The 23,150-nt window shown below is 48.1% G+C and carries 18 protein-coding genes; 11 read left to right on the top strand and 7 right to left on the bottom strand.

Annotation, left to right across the window (positions count from 1 at the left end):
- Positions 1–28: 28 nt before the first annotated feature.
- From HPS57_RS04875 to HPS57_RS04915, 9 genes are all read left to right on the top strand, one after another.
- Positions 29–1,669: a THUMP domain-containing class I SAM-dependent RNA methyltransferase gene (locus HPS57_RS04875; protein ID WP_172180758.1), complete on the top strand. Its 1,641-nt coding sequence runs from the start codon at positions 29–31 to the stop codon at positions 1,667–1,669.
- A 3-nt stretch (positions 1,670–1,672) separates the two neighbouring features.
- Complete coding sequence (locus HPS57_RS04880) at positions 1,673–3,577, top strand: S9 family peptidase (RefSeq protein WP_172180761.1); 1,905 nt, start codon at positions 1,673–1,675, stop codon at positions 3,575–3,577.
- Between the two features lie 78 nt (positions 3,578–3,655).
- Positions 3,656–4,933 carry a phosphoribosylamine--glycine ligase gene (purD, locus tag HPS57_RS04885; RefSeq protein WP_172180763.1) on the top strand — a complete coding sequence of 426 codons (1,278 nt, stop codon included), beginning with the start codon at positions 3,656–3,658 and terminating at the stop codon, positions 4,931–4,933.
- Positions 4,934–5,014: 81 nt separating this feature from the next.
- Entirely contained in the window at positions 5,015–6,004 is a 990-nt protein-coding gene (locus tag HPS57_RS04890) for a hypothetical protein (protein ID WP_172180765.1), read from the top strand.
- A complete protein-coding gene (locus tag HPS57_RS04895; RefSeq protein ID WP_172180767.1) occupies positions 5,989–6,441 on the top strand; it encodes a YqaA family protein in 453 nt (150 codons plus the stop codon). Before HPS57_RS04890 ends, HPS57_RS04895 begins: the two co-directional genes overlap by 16 nt.
- Positions 6,442–6,462: 21 nt before the next feature.
- Complete coding sequence (locus HPS57_RS04900) at positions 6,463–6,645, top strand: hypothetical protein (RefSeq protein ID WP_172180769.1); 183 nt, start codon at positions 6,463–6,465, stop codon at positions 6,643–6,645.
- 487 nt (positions 6,646–7,132) lie between these two features.
- Positions 7,133–7,363 (top strand): XRE family transcriptional regulator, encoded by a 231-nt coding sequence (locus tag HPS57_RS04905; RefSeq protein ID WP_216653379.1) that lies wholly within the window; start codon positions 7,133–7,135, stop codon positions 7,361–7,363.
- Between the two features lie 268 nt (positions 7,364–7,631).
- On the top strand, positions 7,632–8,090 hold the full coding sequence (locus HPS57_RS04910) for a hypothetical protein (protein WP_172180771.1): 459 nt from the start codon (positions 7,632–7,634) through the stop codon (positions 8,088–8,090).
- Positions 8,091–8,117: 27 nt separating this feature from the next.
- Positions 8,118–9,071, top strand: coding sequence for a hypothetical protein (locus HPS57_RS04915; RefSeq protein WP_172180773.1), 954 nt, complete (start codon positions 8,118–8,120; stop codon positions 9,069–9,071).
- 75 nt (positions 9,072–9,146) lie between these two features.
- On the opposite strand, the gene HPS57_RS04920 is transcribed toward HPS57_RS04915, so the two are convergent.
- Positions 9,147–11,321: a helix-turn-helix domain-containing protein gene (locus HPS57_RS04920; protein ID WP_172180775.1), complete on the bottom strand. Its 2,175-nt coding sequence runs from the start codon at positions 11,319–11,321 to the stop codon at positions 9,147–9,149.
- 184 nt (positions 11,322–11,505) lie between these two features.
- Between HPS57_RS04920 and HPS57_RS04925 the strand changes: the two genes are divergently transcribed.
- Entirely contained in the window at positions 11,506–14,541 is a 3,036-nt protein-coding gene (locus HPS57_RS04925; RefSeq protein WP_172180777.1) for a SusC/RagA family TonB-linked outer membrane protein, read from the top strand.
- 16 nt (positions 14,542–14,557) lie between these two features.
- The gene (locus HPS57_RS04930; RefSeq protein ID WP_172180779.1) at positions 14,558–16,360 is read left to right on the top strand and encodes a RagB/SusD family nutrient uptake outer membrane protein; all 1,803 of its coding nucleotides are present in this window, start codon (positions 14,558–14,560) and stop codon (positions 16,358–16,360) included.
- A 363-nt stretch (positions 16,361–16,723) separates the two neighbouring features.
- Here the strand turns inward: HPS57_RS04930 and HPS57_RS04935 are convergent, their stop codons facing one another.
- The 6 genes from HPS57_RS04935 to HPS57_RS04960 form a co-directional block, all read right to left on the bottom strand.
- Complete coding sequence (locus tag HPS57_RS04935) at positions 16,724–17,302, bottom strand: AbgT family transporter (RefSeq protein WP_172180781.1); 579 nt, start codon at positions 17,300–17,302, stop codon at positions 16,724–16,726.
- A 37-nt stretch (positions 17,303–17,339) separates the two neighbouring features.
- The gene (locus HPS57_RS04940; protein WP_172180783.1) at positions 17,340–18,056 is read right to left on the bottom strand and encodes a DUF5932 domain-containing protein; all 717 of its coding nucleotides are present in this window, start codon (positions 18,054–18,056) and stop codon (positions 17,340–17,342) included.
- Positions 18,057–18,058: 2 nt separating this feature from the next.
- Positions 18,059–18,679, bottom strand: coding sequence for a 5-formyltetrahydrofolate cyclo-ligase (locus tag HPS57_RS04945; protein ID WP_172180785.1), 621 nt, complete (start codon positions 18,677–18,679; stop codon positions 18,059–18,061).
- Complete coding sequence (locus HPS57_RS04950) at positions 18,654–20,279, bottom strand: S41 family peptidase (RefSeq protein ID WP_172181394.1); 1,626 nt, start codon at positions 20,277–20,279, stop codon at positions 18,654–18,656. Before HPS57_RS04950 ends, HPS57_RS04945 begins: the two co-directional genes overlap by 26 nt.
- 131 nt (positions 20,280–20,410) lie before the next feature.
- Entirely contained in the window at positions 20,411–20,839 is a 429-nt protein-coding gene (locus HPS57_RS04955; protein WP_172180787.1) for a deoxycytidylate deaminase, read from the bottom strand.
- Complete coding sequence (locus HPS57_RS04960) at positions 20,814–22,889, bottom strand: M3 family metallopeptidase (protein WP_172180789.1); 2,076 nt, start codon at positions 22,887–22,889, stop codon at positions 20,814–20,816. Before HPS57_RS04960 ends, HPS57_RS04955 begins: the two co-directional genes overlap by 26 nt.
- Between the last annotated feature and the right edge of the window lie 261 nt (positions 22,890–23,150).

The raw sequence follows: 23,150 nt of genomic DNA on the forward strand, positions 1-23,150 counted from the left end.
ACAAAAAAGAATACATCCAAAACAAGATATGGAATTTGAAATGATAGCGAAGACCTTCATGGGTCTTGAGAATGTGCTGGCTAAAGAGTTGACAGAACTTGGTGCCGGCAATGTCCGGATAGGATGCCGTATGGTGTCGTTCACTGGTGACAAGGAGATGATGTACCGTGCAAACTTCCAGTTGCATACGGCAATCAGGATACTGAAGCCTATCAAATGCTTCAAGGCCAATTCGGCTGACGAGGTTTATGAAGGTGTGAAGGCCGTTGACTGGAGCGAGTACATGACAGCGAGTTCCACATTCTCCGTGGACTCTGTGGTCTATTCCGATGACTTCCGCAACTCACGCTTTGTGACTTACAAGGTCAAGGATGCCATTGTCGACCAGTTCCGGGAAAAGGGCGGACGCCGTCCTAACATCTCAGTGGCAAATCCGGATTTGAGACTTAACATACATATTGCAGGGAATGACTGCACACTGTCGCTTGATTCCTCCGGCGAGTCGCTCCACCGTCGCGGCTACCGTCAGGAACAGGTGGAAGCTCCGCTTAATGAAGTGCTTGCGGCAGGTATGATACTTATGACGGGCTGGAAAGGCGAGACGGATTTCATCGACCCTATGTGCGGTTCGGGAACATTGCTTATTGAGGCGGCTCTCATAGCGCAGAATATGGCTCCGGGTGTATTCCGCAAGGAATATGCTTTTGAGAAATGGGCTGATTTCGATAAAGACCTTTTTGACGAAATCTACAATGACGACTCGCAGGAGCGTGAGTTCGTGCATAAAATCAAGGGATACGACTGTGACATAAAGGCTGTGAACACTGCCCGTCTGAATGTCAAGGCGGCAGGACTTACAAAATGTATTGAGGTGGAATGTGCTGATTTCAAGGATTTCCAGCAGCCTGCCGAGCCGGCTATCATTGTCAGCAACCCTCCGTATGGTGAGAGAATCTCCACACAGAACCTTCTCGGCACATACAAGATGATTGGTGAACGTCTGAAGCATCAGTTCCAGGGTAATGACGCATGGATACTCTCCTATAAGGAAGAGTGCTTCGAAGCTATCGGACTGAAGCCTTCACAGAAGATTCCTGTGTATAACGGCTCATTGGAATGTGAGTTCCGCAAGTACTCGCTCTTTGGCGGAAGATTCTCCGATTTCCGTAAGGACGGCGGTGATGTGAAGACGGATGAGGACAGAAAGTTCAACGCCGAGAAGCGTACTGTTAGTGGAAGTCGTGACCGAAACGACCGTATGGACAGCAGCGAGGAGCGCGAGAAGGAGAAGGCTCTCGAACGCAGATACAAGGCGATACGTTCCGGAAATCTCGATTATGACGATGATGAGGATATACGTTCATTCCATTTCCACTCCCTTGACCATAGGATCGGTAAGGCAGATTCACGCGAGCGCCGTGAGCGTGGCGAACGTCGTGAAGGCAGGAGTTTTGGCAGAAACGATGACCGCCGCAGGGAATTCCGTGACGAGCGTCGCAGGGATGGCAAGCGCTTCGACAGCGAGAAGGACGGACGCCGTAAGGATTTCGACCGCAACGGCCGTCGCCGCAGTGACAAGGAGTTCAGTGACAGGAAGCCTATGCGTCCTCGCCGTGAAGGCTCCGGGCGCGGTTTCGCTGACAGAAAGAAAATGTTCGGAAAGGATTGATTTATGAAACGTATTATTCTTGCAATGGCAATGACTGTGGCAACACTGGGCGCCGGTGCGCAGCAGAAGCAGTTCACACTTGAGGATTTGAATTTCGGCGGCAAGAATTACAAGCAGATGTCGCCGAAAAGTCTCCGACTTTGGTGGGACGGCAACACACTTGTCAACAGTGACACTCTGGTGAAACTGAAGGGATATCCGCAAGTGTTCACGCGTGAACATAATATATATGTGCAGACATCTATCGGCAGCGAGCCGCAGCAGATTACCACTGACGGCAGCCGTCAGCTTGTCTACGGTGAGGCAGTCCACAGGAATGAGTTCGGAATAAACAGTGGCATATTCCTTTCTCCTGACAAGTCACGCTTCGCTTTCTATCGCATGAACCAGTCTATGGTCACGGACTATCCGCAGGTGAACACATTTGAGCGTGTGGCTGCTGTCGAGCCTGACGCTTATCCGATGGCAGGAATGAAGAGCCATAAGGTCACTGTCGGTGTCTATGACATGAAGACAGCGAAGACTGTGTGGCTGGAACTCGGGGATGTGACAGACCGTTACTTCACCAACATCTGCTGGTCACCGGACAATAAGAACATTTACCTGTTTGAGGTGAACCGCGACCAGACCGACACATCTCTTGATGTCTACGATGCGGAGACAGGAAAGAAACTGAAGACACTTTATACAGAACACCACGACAAGTATGTCGAGCCGCAGCATCCTGTTGCTTTCCTGCCTTGGGATGCCGGCAAGTTCATCCTTTGGAGTGAACGTGACGGCTACAATCACCTGTATCTGTACAACACGGAAGGCAAACTTCTGAAGCAGCTGACCAAGGGTGACTATGTCGACATGGAGATTATCGGCTTCTGTCCTAAGACAAAATCCGTCATCATCCGCTCCAATGAGCTTCATCCTTTGCAGGCGAATATCTTCTCTGTCGCCATGAATGGCAAGCGCACTCTTCTCGATAATGGCATGGGAGTGCATTACGGCATTCTTTCGGATGACGGCACACAGCTGGTGGATGTGTACTCCACACCGGACATTCCGCGTGCATACGACATCATAAACACTGTGAAGAAAACGCGCAAGGAATATTTCGTTTCGCCTGATCCATGGGAGGGATATGCCGTTCCGACATACAAATGTGGCTCGATAAAGGCTGCCGACGGAATAACAGACCTCTATTACCGTCTTGTGCTGCCACCGGATTTCGATGAGACAAAGAAATATCCTACTGTTGTCTATGTCTATGGCGGTCCTCATGCGCATAATGTCGACGCTTCATGGCATTGGCGTTCACGCTCTTGGGAGACATACATGGCGCAGAAAGGCTATGTGCTCTTCATCCTTGACAACCGCGGTTCGGAGAACCGAGGCAGGGAGTTTGAACAGGCAACGTTCAGGAATCTCGGCCAGGAGGAGATGAAAGACCAGATGAAGGGTGTGGATTTCCTTAAGACACTGCCTTATGTCGACATGGATAGACTTGGTGTCCACGGCTGGAGCTATGGCGGATTCATGACAACATCATTGATGACAACCTATCCTGATGTGTTCAAAGTGGGTGTTGCCGGCGGACCGGTGATAGACTGGAAATGGTATGAGGTGATGTATGGTGAGCGATATATGGACACACCGGAGACAAATCCGGAAGGCTATGCCCGCGCATCATTGCTTGACAAGGCTAAGAACCTGAAGGGCAAGTTGCAGATAATCATCGGCATGAACGACCCGACAGTCGTGCCACAGCATGCCTTGCAGTTCCTTGATGCTTGCGTGAAGGCAGGCACCCAGCCGGACTTCTTCGTCTATCCGGGTGAGGGACACAACATGATGGGACACTCTTCGGTGCATCTGCATGAGCGAATCACACAGTATTTTGAGGATTATCTGAAATAGGATGCTGCTTACAAGTGGGGTCACCATGATAAGCATGTGGCATCTTGCGTGTATGAAAAAAACGAAACTTTTAACGATATGAATATACTTTTATTAGGTTCAGGCGGCAGAGAGCATGCCATTGGTTGGAAGATTGCGCAGAGCGCAAAGTGTGACAAGCTGTTTATCGCACCGGGCAATGCCGGCACAGAAGGTGTCGGTGGGAAGGGTGTGAACGTGGACATGAAGGCAGATGACTTCGAGGCTATCAAGCAGTTTGTTGTGGATAATGACGTGAAAATGGTCGTTGTAGGTCCTGAAGATCCGTTGGTAAAGGGAGTTTACGACGATTTGAAGAACGATTCCCGCACAAAGGACATTCCAGTCATCGGCCCTTCAAAGGCCGGTGCTGTGCTTGAAGGCTCAAAGGATTTCGCAAAAGCGTTCATGAAGCGCCACAACATACCAACTGCTGCCTATGAAACCTTCGACGGCACACAGGTGGAGGAAGGCTGCAAGTTCCTCGAGACGCTCTCAGCTCCATACGTGCTGAAGGCTGACGGACTGTGCGCCGGCAAGGGAGTGCTTATCCTTGACACACTCGAAGAGGCAAAGAGCGAGTTGAAAGAGATGCTCGGAGGCATGTTCGGCAATGCGTCTTCACGTGTTGTGATTGAGGAATTCCTGTCAGGCATAGAGTGCTCTGTCTTTGTACTTACAGACGGAAAGAACTACAAAATCCTGCCTGAAGCAAAGGATTACAAGCGCATCGGTGAGCACGACACAGGCCTTAACACAGGCGGCATGGGCAGTGTGACCCCTGTTCCTTTCGCCACTCCCGAGTGGATGGCAAAGGTTGAGGAGCGCATAATAAAGCCTACTGTCGACGGACTTGCCGCTGATGGTATCGACTACAAGGGCTTTATTTTCTTCGGACTCATCAATGTCAAGGGAGAACCGATGGTCATAGAGTACAACTGCCGCATGGGCGACCCGGAGACAGAGAGCGTCATGCTCCGTCTGAAGTCGGACATCGTTGACCTTTTTGAAGGTGTTGCGGAAGGAAACCTTGACACAAGGGCGATAGAGTTCGACCCACGTTCCGTTGTCTGCGTGATGATGGTGTCAGGCGGCTATCCTCAGGAGTACAAGAAAGGCTTCACAATCACAGGCATCGAGGATGTGGAAGGTTCCATTGTCTTCCATTCCGGCACAGCCATGAAGGACGGAAACGTAGTGACTGCCGGCGGACGTGTCATTGCTGTCTCCTCTTATGGCGCAGACAAGGAAGAGGCTCTTGCCAAGTCTTTCAAGGAAGCCCGGAAGATTCAGTTTGAAGGAAAGTATTTCCGTTCAGACATAGGTGCAGACCTATAAATTCTATTCTATAAATTTTTGAAGCATGCCGACAAGGGGGAAACCATTTGTCGGCATGCCATATTACTACAACATTTATTGATGCGACGATTCCAGAACAATATGGGTTCAAGCCGTATGGCATTGCCTGTTATGATTCTTTACAGTGCATGTCTGTGGGGACTTATGCTCTTTGCAGACCATACGTTGTGGTGTCAGTGCCTGATATTTGTCGTCAACACATATCTCATGATGGAGTTGAACAACCGCAACGCCCTTATGAGAAGGTACAGCCGTATGGTGAGCTGTTCCTATATGGCACTGATGCTCATGTGCCCATGGTTGTTGAGGAATCTTGAGGCGATGGCTGTACAGATGTGTTTCCTGTTCATGGTGACATTATCGTTCAGGACATACCAGGAGCATGACAGTAATGGCATGAAATATTGGGCATACCTTTTCATGGGACTTGCTGCAATGCTTTGGCCTCCATTGGTGTTTGCCTTGCCGGTATTTTGGATAGCAGATGCGTTTTTCCTTATGTCGTTCAGTTTCAGGTCTTGGCTTGCATCCATTCTTGGGATGATTACGCCTTTATGGTGCCTCATGCCTTATGTCGTGATTGAAAACCGGTATGACCTTGTTGTTGCGTATCGCGATGCTTTGGTGCCGGACGACAGCACATTGCTTGCATTCAGTGATGTAAACACATTATTGCCGGAAGCCTTGCCAATGACATTATGGGAACTTTATGCAGAATCGTTTGTTGTTGTAATATCTTTGGTTGGAATGATACATTTCCTGCGCCACAGTTCTGATGACAAGATTCATGTGAGGATGCTTTTCAGCATATTCACACTCATATCTTTGGTGTTCACTTTCGCTTTGGCAGCACTTTACATCCTTCCCATGAATGATGTGCCTGGTGCAGACATATTGTTCGGAATCATTGTCGTGTGCGCCGCTCCTCTGGTAGCGCATTATATCAATTTCACATCAACACGCCTGACAAACATATCAGTGATAGTTTCTATGGTGCTTGTCTTGATATTAACCATCATACCATATTTGCAAGAATGGCTGACATTATAACCCTACTGGAAGGTTACGGATATATAGGAATGTTCATTGCGGCATTCATTGCCGGAAGTGTGTTCCCATGGAGCAGCGAAGCCATAATGGTTGGTCTTCAGGCTGCAGGACTTGACCCTGTCGGTTTGGTGGTGTGGGGCACTGCCGGCAATGTCCTTGGCTCTATGTTCAACTATTGGGTTGGACATCTTGGCAGGATTGATTGGATAGAGAAATACCTGCATGTGAAGAAAGAGTCCTTGGACAAGGCTGAACGCTTCATGCATGGACATGGTGCATGGATAGGTTTTTTCGCATTCCTGCCCATAATAGGCAGTGCAATTACCATTATGCTCGGCCTTATGCGTGCCAACATGTTCATCACAATCATAGCAATAGCGATAGGCAAGTTTCTGCGCTATGCCATCCTCGTATGGGGGGCGCATTTCATTCTATAATCACATAATCTATAATCTCCTATGGCAACATTCTGGACACGCCGCAAAGATAATGTGGCAAAAGATGAGCGTACTGCAACCCCTTGGCAGGTCGTAACTGACGCTGCCACGGTTTCTCCTTCCGACAAGACTTCCACCTCGGAGATAGTTCCGAAACAGAAGCCAGAGAATGCTAAAGTATATAATACCGAGTCTCCAAAATAAAGCCCGATCTGTTTTGGTAGATGCCTGAACATTGCCGAAAATATGCTTTTTCATGATTAATCGCATTTTTTTTGCAATATAAATGCTTGTCAAAACAAAAAAAGTATTAACTTTGCAATACAATTATAATTAATGATTTCTTTGTTGTTTGCGATTCAGGAAATCGCGCAATAAGAAATTTCGTATGAACAAAAAAGTACAGCCTATGGTGTAAACCTAAGTTATAAAGACATATTGGAAATAAGCGTTAGCTTGAATTCTTGTTCTTGAAAATCGCCAATTTTAAAGAGCCACAAGAGTAAAAGTTGATGCTCACGCCCTATGGCGTGGGCTTTTACTCATATATGTGGCGCGGTGTTTGGCGATACCTCAAGAACGTAGATGAAGTTATTAGTCCACGTTTTTTTTGTGCCTTGGTTTTACCTCTGAGGGCACGAAATACATTTTCGGACGCTTTGTTTGTAATAAAGTGTAGACGAACATAATCATGCACATAGGGAAGATTTTACAACAGAAACTTAAGGATGATGGCAAAAGTGTCGTGTGGCTTGCTCGCGAACTTGGCTGTCATCGTACCAATGTGTATAACTTGTTCGACAAGTACAGTATTGACACACTGCAGCTGGAGCGGATTTGCACCATCATGGACTTTAACTTTTTTGAACTTTACAGAGAGGAAACTGAGCGTAAAATAAAAGATAAAAACGACAAAGTGTAGTCTATGTTTCTACATGTAGTCACCTTGACTACACGGATGCAACACTTGTTAAGAAAAATGTATATACCTTTGCAAACGCCATAGTTCTTGGTTCATGGCAAACTTGGTTCTCATGCTGTGGACGACAGATTGTCTGCCACCTGCCATACCCTTGCCAATCACCGAATTATGTGCCATTCTCTGAAGGATGCAAAGTCTCTTGCCTTTGGCAGAATGTATGGAAAGAGAAGAGACACAGATTTAATTTTTCACTTTTATCTTTACTCACATGAAGAAGTTTACTTTATTTTGCTGTGCAGTGCTTTCACTTGCATTCACGTCATGTACAACTGTTGTCAAAACCGCATCAACAGCCGATGCACGTGCATCACTGCTTTCCGCCACAGTCGCAGACCTGGAGGTAGCTCCGGAGCGTGTCACCGTCACTACGACTCCAAGCAAGTCAATCCAGCGTGCCGGTATAGGCAATGTCAAGCATGATGCGGAGCGCAAGGCTCTCAAGCAGGGCGGCAAGGAGTATGATGTGCTTGTCGATGCAGAGTATATCATTGAGAAAACCAATTATTTCTTTTACAAGAAAATCAAGTCTGTGACAGTCAGCGGACGTCCTGCAAAGTACAAGAACTTCCACTCGCTCAATGACTCTGTATGGTGCAATCCTACTTTCCGTGCTACATACACCAATTCTGTCAATAAGGAGCGTGGCGGACTGCGTCTTTTCAAGTAATAACAGTTCTTCAAAAATCAACTCATTATGAAGAAAACATTAGTGTTAGCGGCAACTTTCACTGCGATACTCTCTTCATGCTCCACTGTCATGAAGACGGCGAGCACAGCGGAGACAACATCGTCAATAGAGAATGCTACGGTGGCAGAACTTGACGTTGCGCCGGAACGCATCACTTACAAGACGTCTCCGAGCAAGGCTGTCCAAAGAGGAGGCATGGCAAATGTCAAGCGTGCGGCTGAGGCTGAGGCTCTGACAGCCAACGGGAATGCCGATGTATTGGTAGAACCTCAGTATATAATAGAGAAGAAAAAGTCTCTTTTTGGAAGCAAGGTTACTTCCATAACAGTCACAGGTCGCCCGGCAAAATACCGGAATTTCCGTTCTCTGAACGATTCTGTGTGGAGCAATCCTGCTTTCCGTGGTCTTCAGCCGGTCATTGTCAAGAAGGGAGGAAGCACACTATACAAGTTCAAGACAAAGCAGAAGAGTGCCACATTCTATTCAGATGATATTCGCAGGACTGGCTTCACGACAAAATTGGACTTCGGTGCAGGATATTGTGGTTATGACGATCCATGGCGCAGTGTGGATGCAGCCTATTTCCGCGGAATGCTGACCCTCGGTTGGCAGTTTAATCCTAACCTGTTTATCGGTGTTGGTGCAGGTGCTGATTACAACACAGGTGAGCATGAAATATTTATTCCCGTCTTCGCGGAAGGACGTTATTATCTCTCCCAAAGTCGCAACTCTTGGTTCGTAGGACTGAAAGTAGGTGCAAATATTGATGGTGGTAATGACTTGGAAAACGGCATGTTCATAGCTCCTGCTATAGGCTATAGCTTTGGCAAGTTTGAGGTTGCTCTTGAATACAGTGCCCAGCCTACGTCAACAGATTATTGGGACAATCGCTATCGTGAGCGTTTATCACACGACTTTACATTCTCAAACATAGGCATCAGCCTTGGATTCCGCTTCTGACGGAATCCGTAACATTGCGGTTTTTAGAGAAAGGTCTGCATCTTCTTACATGAGATGCAGACCTTATTATATATGTCAGTGTTTTTGCTTTTTGTTTTCAGCAATATATTCCGAGGCAGTCTTTCCCATAACATTCTTGAAGACCCTGCTGAAATATTTTGGGTCTGCAAAGCCTACAGCATAGGAAACCTCGCTGACTTTTGTGTTGCCTGCATCGAACATTCTTGCTGCATGCTGAATCCTCATTCGCTTAAGGAACTCCACGACGCTCAAGCCTGTCAGTGATTTCAGCTTGCGATAGAAATTGGAATAGCTCATGTGCATCATTTGGGCAATGTCTTCCATGCGCAAGTCTGAATCGGCGATACGCTCCTCAAGAAGGTTTGTCAATGTCTCCATGAACTCCTTGTCACTGTCACATTTCTCCGGATTCTTGAATTGTACAGTAACCTTCCCTGCATTGTCCTTCTCACGTTGTATCTGCAGATTGACCTGGACCCTGTGATATATGTATGCGGTGGCAAGTAGTGCCAGCAACAGTATTGTTATCCAGAAAACACTTGACTCGTAGAAATATGGCTCCACATTGATTGTTATCGTCCGCACATTATCATAGTATATCCCATGGACATCAGAAGCGCGAATCTGCAAAGTATGGCTGCCTGAGGACAGATTGTCAAGATGTATGACATGGTCATGGAACAGATAATGCCATTCTTTCTCATTGTCCATCTTGTATGCAAAACTGATTTCTTTGGCAAATGCATAGTTGAAAGTCGTAAGATTAAGCTGCACACTGCGTTGAGAAGCGTCCAGTGTGATGCTGTCAATGTCCCTCACGGCGCGGATTTCAGTGTCGTCACCATATCTTATCCCTGACACAGCGATGGTTACCATGTCTTCCCTTTCATTCCTTATGCTGTCAGGGTTGAAAGTCAACGTTCCTGTCATTGTCCCGACAACGATACTGCCGTCATTGAGCATCAAAGGTCTGCACTCTGTGAAGTCGATGTTCTTCCCGAAATGAGCCTCACCATAATTGACGAAGGTGGATGTCTTGTCATTATAGCTTATGATGGAGTTGGATGTCACAAGCCATAGGTTGCTGTTCCTGTCAACGAAAGATGATTTTATGTATTTGATGCTTTTGTCACCGACATAAGGGCAGAGGCGGGTGACTGTGTCATCAAGGGATTTCATGTGGTGAAGCCCTTCACCGTATACACCGAAATAGTATTCGCCGTTTATGCGGTCAATGGTGTAGACATCCCTGTTGTCAAGCAGCTTCCGCACCTTTCCTCCTGCAGAAAGAAGCACACCGTCGGTGGTGGCGACAAGCAGAGTGTCACCTCCCAAAACTTTTATGCGGCGCACTTTCTCCTTTCCGAAAAGATGCTTGCGCATTGTCAAGTTGTAGACTCCGTTCTTATGGCTTCCGGCAAGGATGTGCCCGCGCCTGTCGGTCGCGAAGCAGAAGGGTCTTGGGATGTTGTAGTCATAAGGCTTTATTCCATTGCTGCCGGCGATGAATATACCGTCTTTCTTAGAGCCTATAAGAATGTTCCCTTGTGCGTCCTCCGCAAATGCGTAAGGCCTGCATTTTATGTTGAGTGGCTTGCCGTCAAGTTCGCAGAAACCGCCGTCCGGGGTGTCAGTTGATTTGCCACCTTTCCATAACCGCCCACGGCTGTCTATGAACAAAGCCCGAGTCTCCGCTTTCCCACGGTTAAGGCTTTCCTTGAATATCTGTTTGTGTTGGGACATATAAACCATACCCCTATCCATCAATATCCACAGATTGTTCTGGCTGTCCTTGAATATAGCTCGTACCTTGTGCTCTTCAGGAATAGTGATGTCAAGGTCACTCCTCTTGACTTGCAGCGGGTTCATGGTTGTGCTTTTTATCTCAGCGGCAGTGGCAGCACGGAAAGAGAGAGTATTGGTATCAAACAGTTTGTACTTTAACTTATAGTCCTGAATCAATATGCCGCCTTTTATTAACCTTGCCGTATTAATCCTGTTTGTGCCACTGTCTTGCCTGAATGTAACGAAATCATAGCCGTCATAGCGCATAATGCCATCCCATGTCGCAAACCAAAGATAGTCGTCATCGGTTTGCAACACTTCCGTGATTATCTCTTGGAACAACCCTTCCTTAGGACTGAACGTCCGTGTGTTCCAAAAGGTCTGCGCATTTATGCATAGCAAAACAAATGCCAGGTGGATTATTACGCTAATTGTTCGTTTCATACTGCAAAGTTAAGAAAAATCCACCTTTTTGCAGAATATTTAGTCTAAAAAGTCCACTTTTAACAATAAATTTGCAAAAAATCTCTAACCGACATGTGTTAAGTAAGTTGGGAAATGTCTCCACAATAACTATATAACATTACTTATTCCTTAATAAAACTATCAAACAACTAACTTAAAATTTATGCAAAAAAACAAGACTTTGGTCAACAGGGCTATGAAAGCTATGTTGCTTGCTGGTTTTGTTACGACTGTTTACCCTTCTTCGGTATTTGCAGATGTCAGGGCTAACATTTTGGTGCAAACTCAGCAGAATTCAATCAAGGGAACTGTTGTTGACGAACAGGGAGAGCCTATGATTGGTGTCACCGTAAAGGTGAAAGGCTCTCAAGCCGCGACAATCACAGACATCAACGGAGGGTTCTCTGTCAATGCGCCTAACGGAGCGACTTTGGAATTGTCGTATGTAGGCTACACCACACAGACCATAAAGGCAAAGGACGGGCTCCGTGTGCAGATGGCTCCTGACTCACAGGTTATGGATGAGGTGGTGGTCATCGGCTACGGCACTATCAAGAAGCGTGACCTTACCGGCTCGGTGTCTTCCGTAAAGAGCGAGGACATTGCGCGCGTTCCTGTCAGCAACCCTATCGAAGCTATTCAGGGACAGGTGGCAGGTCTGGACATCACACGCACTTCCGGTGACGCTGATGCAGAGCTTAACATCATGCTCCGTGGTACGCGCTCTATCAATGGTGACAACACTCCGCTCTTCATCATCGACGGCATGCAAGGTTCTTATTCCGAACTAAACCCTAACGACATCGCGTCTATTGAGGTTCTCAAGGATGCTTCCTCAACAGCAGTCTACGGTTCTGCAGGTGCCAACGGCGTTATCATCATCACTACAAAGAGCCCAAAGAAGGGCAAGCACAGCATCAACTTCGACGCTTATCTCGGATGGAACACCATACCTTCCTATCCGGAGACACGCAAAGGTGAGGATTATGTCAACTTCCGTCGTCTTGCACAGCAAAATGCCGGAACATACACAAGTGACGCAGATTTGTTCCCGACATCCTTTCAGAATCTTATTGACAACGGTAATTGGGTCAACTGGTTTGACCTCGGCACGCAGGCCGGTATCACACAGAGCTACAATCTCAGCACATCATACGCAAATGACCGTATGAGCTCTTATTTCTCTCTTGGCTACTATAATGTGGAAGGCAACTTGCAAGGAGATGAAAAGACCCGCTACTCTGCACGTGCGAAGATTGATTTTACTGCCAACAAGATTGTGAAATACGGATTGAACGTCTATGCCATGTACTCCGACCATGACAAACGCTCCAGCCGTATATGGAACCGCATGATGGGCACTGCCCCTCTCGGCATTCCATATAACGAGGACGGAACTGTGAATCTTGACCCGTTGGGTGATGGCGGCAACACTCTTAACCCTATCGCCGATGAGGCAGAAGGACAGTATGTCAACAACATCAAAGTGCTCAGTGTCACTCCACAGGCATACGTTGAAATAACTCCGCTGAAGGGACTTACATTCAAGTCCACATTGGGAGGACATTTCACAAGCCGCCGTCAAGGACTCTATACAGGAAGCCAGTCCTATGAGCATCTCGAAAAAGACCCTGTATCTGCAAAGATTCCAACCAAGTTCACATATAATTATAAGTGGGAGAACGTCCTTTCTTACAATTTCCGGATAAAGAAAGACCATGACTTCACTGTCACTGCTGTTGCTGAATGGCAGAAGAACCGTTTGGAAGAATCATCTGCAGAGGCTTACGGTTTTGATACGGACTCATTCGGTTATCACAACCTTGGCGCAGGAACAGGGCAGCCAAAAGTTTCCTCTTCTTTCGTGGGCAGCCAGAAAATGTCATACGTAGCGCGTGCCAACTATTCCTATAAGGGACGCTATCTTGCAAGCGTTTCCGCACGTTGGGACGGAGCTTCTGTTCTTTCCGAAGACAAGCGTTGGGATGTGTTCCCTGCAGCTGCTGTCGCATGGCGCATCAGCGATGAGGCGTTCATGTCCGACCTCAAAGCCATATCTGATTTGAAACTTCGTGCAAGCTACGGCGTGACAGGCAATGCCGGTGCAGCCGAGTATGCCACAATACAGAATATCCGTGCCAACAAGTTCGGCTTCGGTGGTGATGTGCAGAACTCCAGTGGTTACAGCAACATCATGGCAAACAAGGAACTCGGTTGGGAGAAGTCCTACATGGTGGACTTGGGTCTTGACCTTGCTCTCTTCAAGAACAGGCTTAACTTTGTTGTCGACTGGTACCGCACAACCACAAAGGACGTGCTTTACAAGAAGACCCTCCCAATGGGAGCCGGCGGTTTTGGCGGTGGAGGCCTTTCTATATGGGCAAACGTCGGTGAGACACGCAACACCGGTTGGGAAGTGGCTGTCACAAGCCGTAACATCATAAAGAAGGATTTCACTTGGACAACAACCCTCAACTGGTCTGCAAACAAGGAGAAAGTCGTGAAGACAACATCCGACGGACCGCTCCAGTTCGGTGATTACTACCTGATTCCGGGTGAAGCAATCAAGACTTACTATGGCTACAAGTATGCAGGCATCTGGGGAACCGCTGAGGCTGACGAGGCTGCGAAGTACGGACAGAAGCCGGGACAGGTGCACATAGCGGAGAAGGGCGAGGCTGACTACAAGCTCAACACTGACGACTACTATGTCCTCGGACAGGCAACTCCTAAGTGGGCGGCAAGCATGCAGAACCAGTTCACATACAAGAACTTTGACCTCTCTGTCCTGATGACAATGCGCTGGGGACAGACAATCCACTACGGACTGACCGGCTGGTATCGCGGCGACGGTCTGAATGCCACACCTGTAATTTGCGACTATTGGACTGTGGACAACCAGTCAGCACGCTATCCTATGCCGGATGCCAACAACGGCAACCCTCAGTACCAGGATTGGGCGAACTTCTTCGATGGCTCTTATTTCAAGATCAAGACAATCTCTTTCGGTTACACACTTCCGAAGAATCTCGTGAAGAAGGTTAATATGGAGAATGTGCGCTTCTATTTCACTGCAAACAATCCGTTTGTGTTCACGAAGTGCGACTACTTGAAGAACTACGACCCAGAGAAGGGTGGTGACGATGATTCCACACCGATGTCCAAGCAGTATGTGTTTGGCGTAAATGTCTCATTCTAAAAAAACAGAAACAGCTATGAAAAAGATCAATATTTGGATTTTGGCAGCTTCGGTACTCCTCTTAGGCGTTACCACAAGCTGTGAATTGGATGAAGAGAATCCTTCCGGTGACACAGAATTGGCATGGAGCTCGATTGCCGGATATACAAAAAAGATAAACGACTGCTATTTCGACCTCGTGCGTGTCATCTATGGTCAGGCAGAGGACAGCTTCCTTCTTGAGGCTGAAGGCGGTACGGACATCTGGGCGGATGTCAACGAGAACGGCACGAACGGCAATTACAGCAAACTCATGCGCTATGAGGATTTCGGCGCGGCATGCAACCTCATGAATGAGGGCTATGACGGTTTCTATGGCGTCATACATGCTTGCAACGGTGCAATCGCTTACCAAGACCAGGTGACTGACGCACCGAAGGAGACAGTCTACAAGCTTGCTGCCGAGGCTCATTTCATCCGTGCCCATGCGCTCTTCAACATTGTGGAGCACAGAGGTGGAAAGTATCTTCCTCTGGAGCCGGTAACGGGGGAAATAAAGTCTCTTCCCCTGAGTTCCGTGAATGATTTCTACAATGTCATTCTCTCCGACCTTGAGTTTGCCATGCAATGGCTTCCTGTCACTCAGTCCAATCAGGGACATGTGAAGCGTGCCGCTGCCTATCACCTGTATGCAAAGGCATGTATGACATACTCCACCTACACGGACAAAATCTCCAATGTTGTACCTATCTCTGCCACAGAGAGTGAGGAACTGCTGAAGAAAGCCAAGAAGGCGATAGACGAACTTATCGACCATGCTGCCGACTATGACACACAGCTTTATACCGAAGCTAAGGACATCTTTGCCGAGAAGAACAACAAGCACAACAAGGAGGCGTTCTTCGTGATAAGCCATGATGAGACAGAGCTGAGCCTTAACCCACGCGGCAATTATCCTAACCGTACATGGAAGAAGTACTGCGCTTACAACAATGACAAGGCAGGCATCTACATCGAGGGTCTTGAACCAAGCGTGAAATCAACACCAAAGGTGCTGAAAGGTGACTGCATCATGGAGCCTACAAAGTACATGTATGACCTGTACAGCAATCCTAACGACGAGCGTTTCGATGCGTTCTTCAAGGTGGTTTACTACTGCAACAAGGCTACAAACCCGGAGAAGACTGGCTACAGATGGATTGATGCGGATGCTAACCGTTACGGCATGAATGACGGCCGTGTGGGCAATGCTGCTTACGATGTTATGGTCGGTGATACAATCGTCTACCTCTCACGCACGCCACTTACGGATGCGGAGAAGAAGAAACACAAGTATGCTGTCTACAACATAGATGACAACTATCTTGACCCTGCCCGTCCGAAACGATTCTTCCCAACACTCATCAAGGGCGATTGTATGGTTCCTGACTATCTTACAAACCCGAACAAGGCTTACAATGCAAGCGATCACCTCGTCTACCGTCTTGGCGAAAGTTACCTTGTCTCTGCTGAGATAGAGTGGCGTCTTGGCAATAAGGGGGCGGCAGTGAACCGTATCAACACTCTGCGTAACCGCGCTTGCAAGAACCATGACGGAAGCCTTGACATCAATGAGTCACAACTCACACAGGACTTCCTGCTTGACGAGTATGCACGCGAGATGATTGGCGAGTGGAACCGTTGGATGACATTGAAGCGTTTCCGTGCGTTCGAGTCACGTCTGGTGCACAATCCTCAGATTAAGAGTTTCAATCCGGCTGTCCATTACCTGCGTCCTATCTCAAGCAAGGAGATTCTCCTCATAGATAATGGTGCGGAATACCAGAATCCGGGGTATTAGAATGTATGCTCTCTGCAGCAGTCAATGCTTCAGGGAAAATAAAAAACAGAAGCAAATGGCATTTGTCTGCCGTTTGCTTCTGTTTGTATATAGTATGGTGTTGCAAATATTTTTTTTGTCATCTGATAATATGTAAGCAAAATATAGTGGCTTCCTGTAAAATGTAAAGCATTTTGCTGTTTTTGCTAAACTAAAAACGTAACGGATGTTAAAATACGGAGGAGAAAACAAAAGGTAACACTTTGCAGTGCAGAGTGTTACCTTTCACTAAGTCAAGTGTTACCTTTTGCATTGTGAAGTGTTACCTTTCATAATGTCACTGAATGCTTTCCGGTTTTCATGTCGTTATATTCCCCCTCCTGATTATGGCAGTATGTATTGAATGGTGAAATACAGTTGCGCAGTGAAAAGGTACAGCAGAATATACGGCGCAACCATATTTATACCGCATAATGCTGCCGTATAAATATGGTTGAGAGTTGCATATTTTGATTCAAGTGTGCCGTAGGTTAACGCGCAACAGCATGCTACGAAGCACAATGCCGGTACGATTCCTGCCGAGAAACTGCTGTCAAGCAGGTTGCCGGTGGCACTGAGGAGTATGGCATGTGGTGAGAATGAAAGCAATCCGATGGCAGAAAGCATGACAACAAGCACAAACAGTGTGACTTGCAGCGTCCACCCTTTCTTTGGGCGCAGGATTCCGCTGTCCTTGACAATGCCTGCCGATATTCCGGCAAGCAGGAGCCATACAAGGTAGGGTGTTGACAGCAGACGTGCATAATTACCTGTGAACCAACGGATGCCGTCAGGAGAGAGAAGGGACATTATGCCGCTCTCCTGCCATATTGTGCTTGCAATCCATGACAAGGGGAAGAGGACTGCCTCACATGCGAACAGGAGGCAGAGGATGAGAGGGATAATGTTTCTTCTTTTCTTCATGATGAATGAGGAGGTTCGTCATGTGGGAGTGTGTGGGTCATTCCTCATCAGGGACAAGATTGTCTATGTCTATGATGTGCAGTTCGAGTGCTTTTGTCACCAGTCGTGTGGCATTGATTCCCGATTTCTTGGGGAACAGCTTCTGAATCAGTTCCGCCTGGCGCTTCTCCAATGATTTTACGCCGAACGGCATGCCGCGGAGAGCCGTGATTTGCTCCTTGGTGTAGCCCAAGGCAAGATGCCTCAGGAAGCGTTCGTCATACTCGTCAATCTCGTACCTTATCTTTGCATCCTGGTTCATCTGCTCCGAACCTACGGTGCGCTTGAAGCGTTCCACTATGCGTTCGAGGATAGGCTGGTTGAAGACAAGCTGTTTGCCGTCCATTACGGCTGTGACATCGCGGCGCGTGAGAAGCTCCCCGGTCTTGAGGATGATGCCGTCAGCCCCTGCGTCAAGCACATCGACCCACAGTTTCTCGTTGAGTATTTCACCTGTGAAGATGAGCACTTTCACCTTTGGACGCGTCTGTTTTGTCTGTCGGCATATCTCTACTCCAACGGTTGTTGAGCCGCCCAAGCCAAGGTCAAGCAGCACAAGGTCAGGCTCTTCCTTGCGAATCAGCCGCCAGTATTCCGCCTCGTTCTGTGCTGTTCCTATTATTTCCGCTTCCGGGATGTCATTATGTATGATGCCCTCTGTGCCTTTCAGCTCGAGGGCTACATCCTCCACGATGATTATTTTGAAGTTTTCCATAGTCAAGGAATGTAAGGATTATGGTGTTTGTTGTTGCCGAATAAGTTGTTGTCTGCAAGTTTCTGACAGTTGTCAATGGTAACTTTGGCAAGTTCGTCCACAGGGATGTCGTGCTCTCCGCAAGGCACTTCGCCGACAATCTGAAGGTCAAAGCAGATGCCGATGGTATGCGGTCTGCCGGCGTTTTGCAGGAATCTGTCATAATAACCCTTGCCGCGTCCCAAACGATTGCCGTTGTTGTCGAATGCCACTCCCGGCACAAGGATGACGGTGGTGCCGTTGTCCGGGCTGTCGATGTCCGCTTCCTCACCGATAGGCTCTTGTATTCCGAATGCTCCGGTGCGCATGGACGATGGTCCGTCATACTGTCTGAGCACCATTTCCGTGTCGCTTGTGACGCATGGCAGCAGCACTCTTTTCCCTTGTTTGCATAGAGCGTCAATGGCATTGCTTAGGTCCGGTTCGTCAGGAAGCGGCCAATATGCCACGACAGTGCCTGCCTGCATCACCCGAGGGTGGCGCAACAGCCATTCGCAGATGGCGTCCGACTGCCGTGAAAGCTCGTCCGGAGAGCATTCGCGGAGCTTTTTCCTGACATTATTTCTTAGTTCCTGCTTTGTCATTCTTTACAGGCTTCTGTGGCCATGCATTGCCGTTGTGGAACAGTTCAAGGGCTTTCAGCACCGCTTTATCGTCAATATTCAGATATTCCGTAAGAGCCTGTTCGTCCAGCATGTTATAGATGATGCGCGAATTGATATACCTTTCAAGCAGAGAGTGTGACTTGCGAATCATGAGGTTGCGGCGCTGCAGTCCTCGAGAGTTGGCATAAGTGGCGAACTTCTCCACAGTGTTCTGCTTCACAAGGTAGTCGGACATCTCCATCATCTCCTTGAAATTGTTCAGTTTCAGACGGTTGTCGTCAGTGTAGGTGTATGCGAACTGCATGATGAGTCCTGTCATAGCCGCCTGCTTGTAGTATGATGTCATGCCCGTAGTGTCCTCGGCGATGAAGTAATCAGGGGTGATGCCGCCACCACCGTATACCGGTCTGCCAAGTGTTGTATGGTATTCCGGACCGTTATGCTTTATGCTGTCCTGTGAGAAGAACTCTCCGTGCTCGTAGCGTGCTATGAGGTCATTCTCGTATTCCTTCTCATCGCCCATTGTATAAGGCTTCTGTATGCAGCGGCCTGACGGAGTGTAGTAGCGTGCTATTGTCAGGCGGATGAGCGAACCGTCAGGGAATGAAATCTGCTGCTGCACAAGTCCCTTGCCGAAAGAGCGTCTGCCGATGATTGTGGCACGGTCATTGTCCTGCATGGCACCGGCAAATATCTCGGAGGATGATGCGGAACCCTCGTTGATAAGCACGCAGAGAGGGATATGCTGGTATGCCCCGCGTCCGTCACTCTTGTAGTCCTGGCGTGGAGACTTGCGTCCTTCGGTATAGGTAATGAGGCGTTTGCTTGGCAGGAACTCATTAGCCATCTGTATTGCTGTCTGCAGATAGCCGCCTGTATTGTCGCGAAGGTCGATGACAAGGTTCTCAAGATTCTCCTGTGACAGTGACGCAAGGGCAACAAGAAGCTCTGCATAAGTGTTTTCACCGAAGTTCTTCACCTTTATGTAGCCTGTCGTTTCGTCCAGCATATAGTATGCCGTAACGCTCTTTGTCTGTATGTCGTCACGCGTAAGTGTGAAGGTCTTGACTTTTTTGCTGCCATAGCTGAGTACGCCGATAGTCACCTTTGAACCTTTCTCGCCCTTCAGTTTGCGCATGGCAGCCTCGTTTGTCACCTCTTTTCCGACAAAAGGCTTTCCGTCGACAGCCACAATCTTGTCGCCGGCGACTATTCCTGCACGTTCCGCAGGACCGTCTGACATGACGTTCTGGACATGGATAGTGTCCTCACGTATGGTGAATGCAATGCCTATGCCTGAGAATGAGCCTTTCAGATCATCGTTCATCACCTGCACATCTTTTGCGCTTATGTAGACAGAATGCGGGTCAAGCTCCGCAAGAATCTGTGGTATGGCTTTCTCCACGAGGTCATTGACATTGACAGTGTCTACGTATTGGTCGTCAATGATATGCAGAAGATTGTTCAGACGGTTGGACTCTGTGTTGATGATGTTGAGACGGTTGCCTGAGAAATGGTTTGCATAGAAAGTTCCGATGAGTATGCCGATGACCATGCAAATGGCCATCAGCACAGGCATGTATCTGTTTTTCGTGTTCACAGGGATGATGTTTTTGTTTGTATTCAGAAATAGGATTGTCTTTTATGCTGTGTGCTTCCGGGCTTTTTCTTGTCGTTCCCTCTGTCGGATGCCGGCAGGGTGGGGCGTTGTCAGTCCTTCTCCATGGTGAGATGCACAACCTCGATACCGGCGCGCTGCAGCAGTTCCACACCGTCGGTGATGCGGTACATGTGCGTGAACACCACGCGTGTAATGCCAGACTGTATGATTAGTTTCGCGCATTCGATGCAGGGCGAGTCGGTAACGTATAGCGTTGCGCCGTCACTGTTGTTGTGGGAGCGTGCCAGTTTGGTTATGGCGTTAGCCTCCGCGTGCAGGACATACGGCTTTGTGATGTTGTCCTCGTCCTCGCAGACATTCTCGAATCCTGACGGCGTGCCATTGTAGCCGTCAGAGATTATGCGCTTGTCCTTGACGACAAGGCATCCCACCTGCCGCCTTTTGCAGTAGGAGTTCTCCGCCCATATCTCCGCCATGCGGAGGTAGCGCTTGTCAAGAAGCTGTTGTTTTGATTCCATTTCTTTCCAGTAATGCGTCGATTGTTGGTTCTGAGCCTTTGAAACGCTTGTACAATTCCATAGGATGCTCTGTGCCTCCCTTTGAGAGTATGCAGTCGCGGAAGCGTTGTGCGGTCTCAGGATTGAATATGCCTTCCTTTTGGAATACGGCAAAAGCGTCGGCGTCAAGCACTTCCGCCCATTTGTAGCTGTAATAGCCTGCGGCATAACCGCCTGCCATGATGTGCGAGAACTGCACTGTCATGCACGTGTCATTGCGCTGTTTGCCGAGGATAGCTTTCTCCCATGCCTGCTTCTCAAAGGACACAATGTCGTCCGCAAACTCGTCTTTCTTCGTGTAATACGCCATGTCAAGCAGGCCGAAACTTACCTGTCGTAGGCATGCCGTGGCACAATTGTAGTTGCGTGCCTTGAGGATACGGTCGATAAGTTCGTCAGGAATCGGTTCTCCTGTCTCGTAATGGAAGGCGAAAGTGCGCAGGAATTCGCGCTCCACGGAGAAGTTCTCCATGAACTGGGAAGGGAGTTCCACAAAGTCCCACCATACGTTTGTACCTGAAAGAGACTCAAAGCGTGTGTTGGCAAACATACCGTGCAGCGAATGACCGAACTCATGCAGGAATGTCTCCACCTCGCCGAGAGTGAGCAAAGCCGGCTTTTCGGCTGTAGGTTTTGTGAGGTTCATCACGACAGAGACATGCGGACGCACATTCTCACCCTTGCAGTCTATCCACTGACCTTGGTACTCTGTCATCCACGCACCTCCCTGTTTGCCCTTTCGAGGGTGGAAATCGGCATAGAAGACAGCAAGATATGAGCCGTCTTTGTCAAATACTTCGTAAGCCTTGACGTCAGGATGATAGACAGGAATGTCCTTGTTCTCTTTGAAAGTTATGCCGTAAAGCCGTGTCGCAAGACCGAAGATGCCGTTGATGACGTTCTCCAGCTTGAAGTACGGACGCAGCATTTCCGAGTCAAGATTGTAACGTTCCAGCTGCAGTTTGTGTGAATAAAAAGACACATCCCATGGCTCAAGCTCCATGCCGGCAAACTCGCGCAGCTCCTTGCGCTCTTGCTTTGCTGTCGGTTTGTAAGCCTCGATGAGACTGTCAAGAAGGTTGTAGACATTCGCCACGCTTGTCGCCATGCGGTGTTTCAGCACATAGTCGGCATAAGTTTCATAACCAAGCAACTGTGCAATCTCACGGCGAAGGTTGACCAAACGCTTGCATATTTCGAGGTTGTTCTCGTCATTATCGTGGGTACACACACTGTTTCTCGCCATATACATCTCACGGCGAAGCTCGCGCTGTGTGGAATATGTCATGAAAGGCGAATAAGAAGGCATGTCGAGAGTGAACACCCAACCCTCCTTGTCCTGCTCCTTTGCCGTCTGTGCAGCAGCATCAATGGCCGTCTGCGGCAGCCCTTCAAGCTGTGCTTCGTCAGTGATGTGCAAGGTGTAAGCCTTGTTTTCCTTCAGCAGATTCTGTGAGAATTTCAGTGAAAGCATGCTTGCCTCTTCGCTCAGGACACGCAGTTTGTCCTTGTCCTCTTCATTGAGGAGTGCACCGGAGCGCACAAAACCGTCATAGCTCTTGTCAAGTAGGGTTCTCTCTTCTGCAGTGAGAGGGCGCAGACCGTCATTGTCCTCGCAGGCATAACGGTCATGCACACGCTTGATACGTTCGAAAAGCTGCTTGTTGAGGCTCACATCGTTGCTGTGTTTCGTGAGGATAGGCTGCATCTTTTCAGCCAAAGCGTCAATCTCGTCCGATGTTTCCGCCGACATGAGGTTGAAGAAAATCGTTGTTGCACGACCAAGAAGTCCGTAGTAATAGCTCTTCTCCTTGTCGGAATCCTCGCGTACTATGGTGTTGTCGAAAGTAGGCTCCGCCGGATTGTTCACTATGAGGTCAATGTCTTCATTGTCACGGCGTATACCTTCGAGCATAGCTTCCTCGAAGTCCTGTATTGAGATTTCCCCGAACGGAGCTGTCTCGTGCGGGGTATTGTAATGTTTCAGTAATGGATTTTTTTCGTTAAGCATAAGTCCTTTGCACTTTAATATGCAAAAATACAAAAAATCATTGAGAGGAGGAAAACTATCTGTGTACATTTAACTTACATTATTATTGTAGGTGTCCATGTTATATAAAATGAATTTGCTTCCAAAGTCAATCCTTGATAGCATGAAACACAAAAAATCATCTTTCCTTTGCAGAAAAACACATAAAAATGATTGATTTACATTGAAATTTTGTATATTTGCACTTGATAAGCAAAATTATTCACCCTTTAATTATTACTG

It is taken from the genome of Palleniella intestinalis (genome assembly GCF_013166595.1).
GTDB classification, from domain to species: Bacteria; Bacteroidota; Bacteroidia; order Bacteroidales; family Bacteroidaceae; genus Prevotella; species Prevotella intestinalis.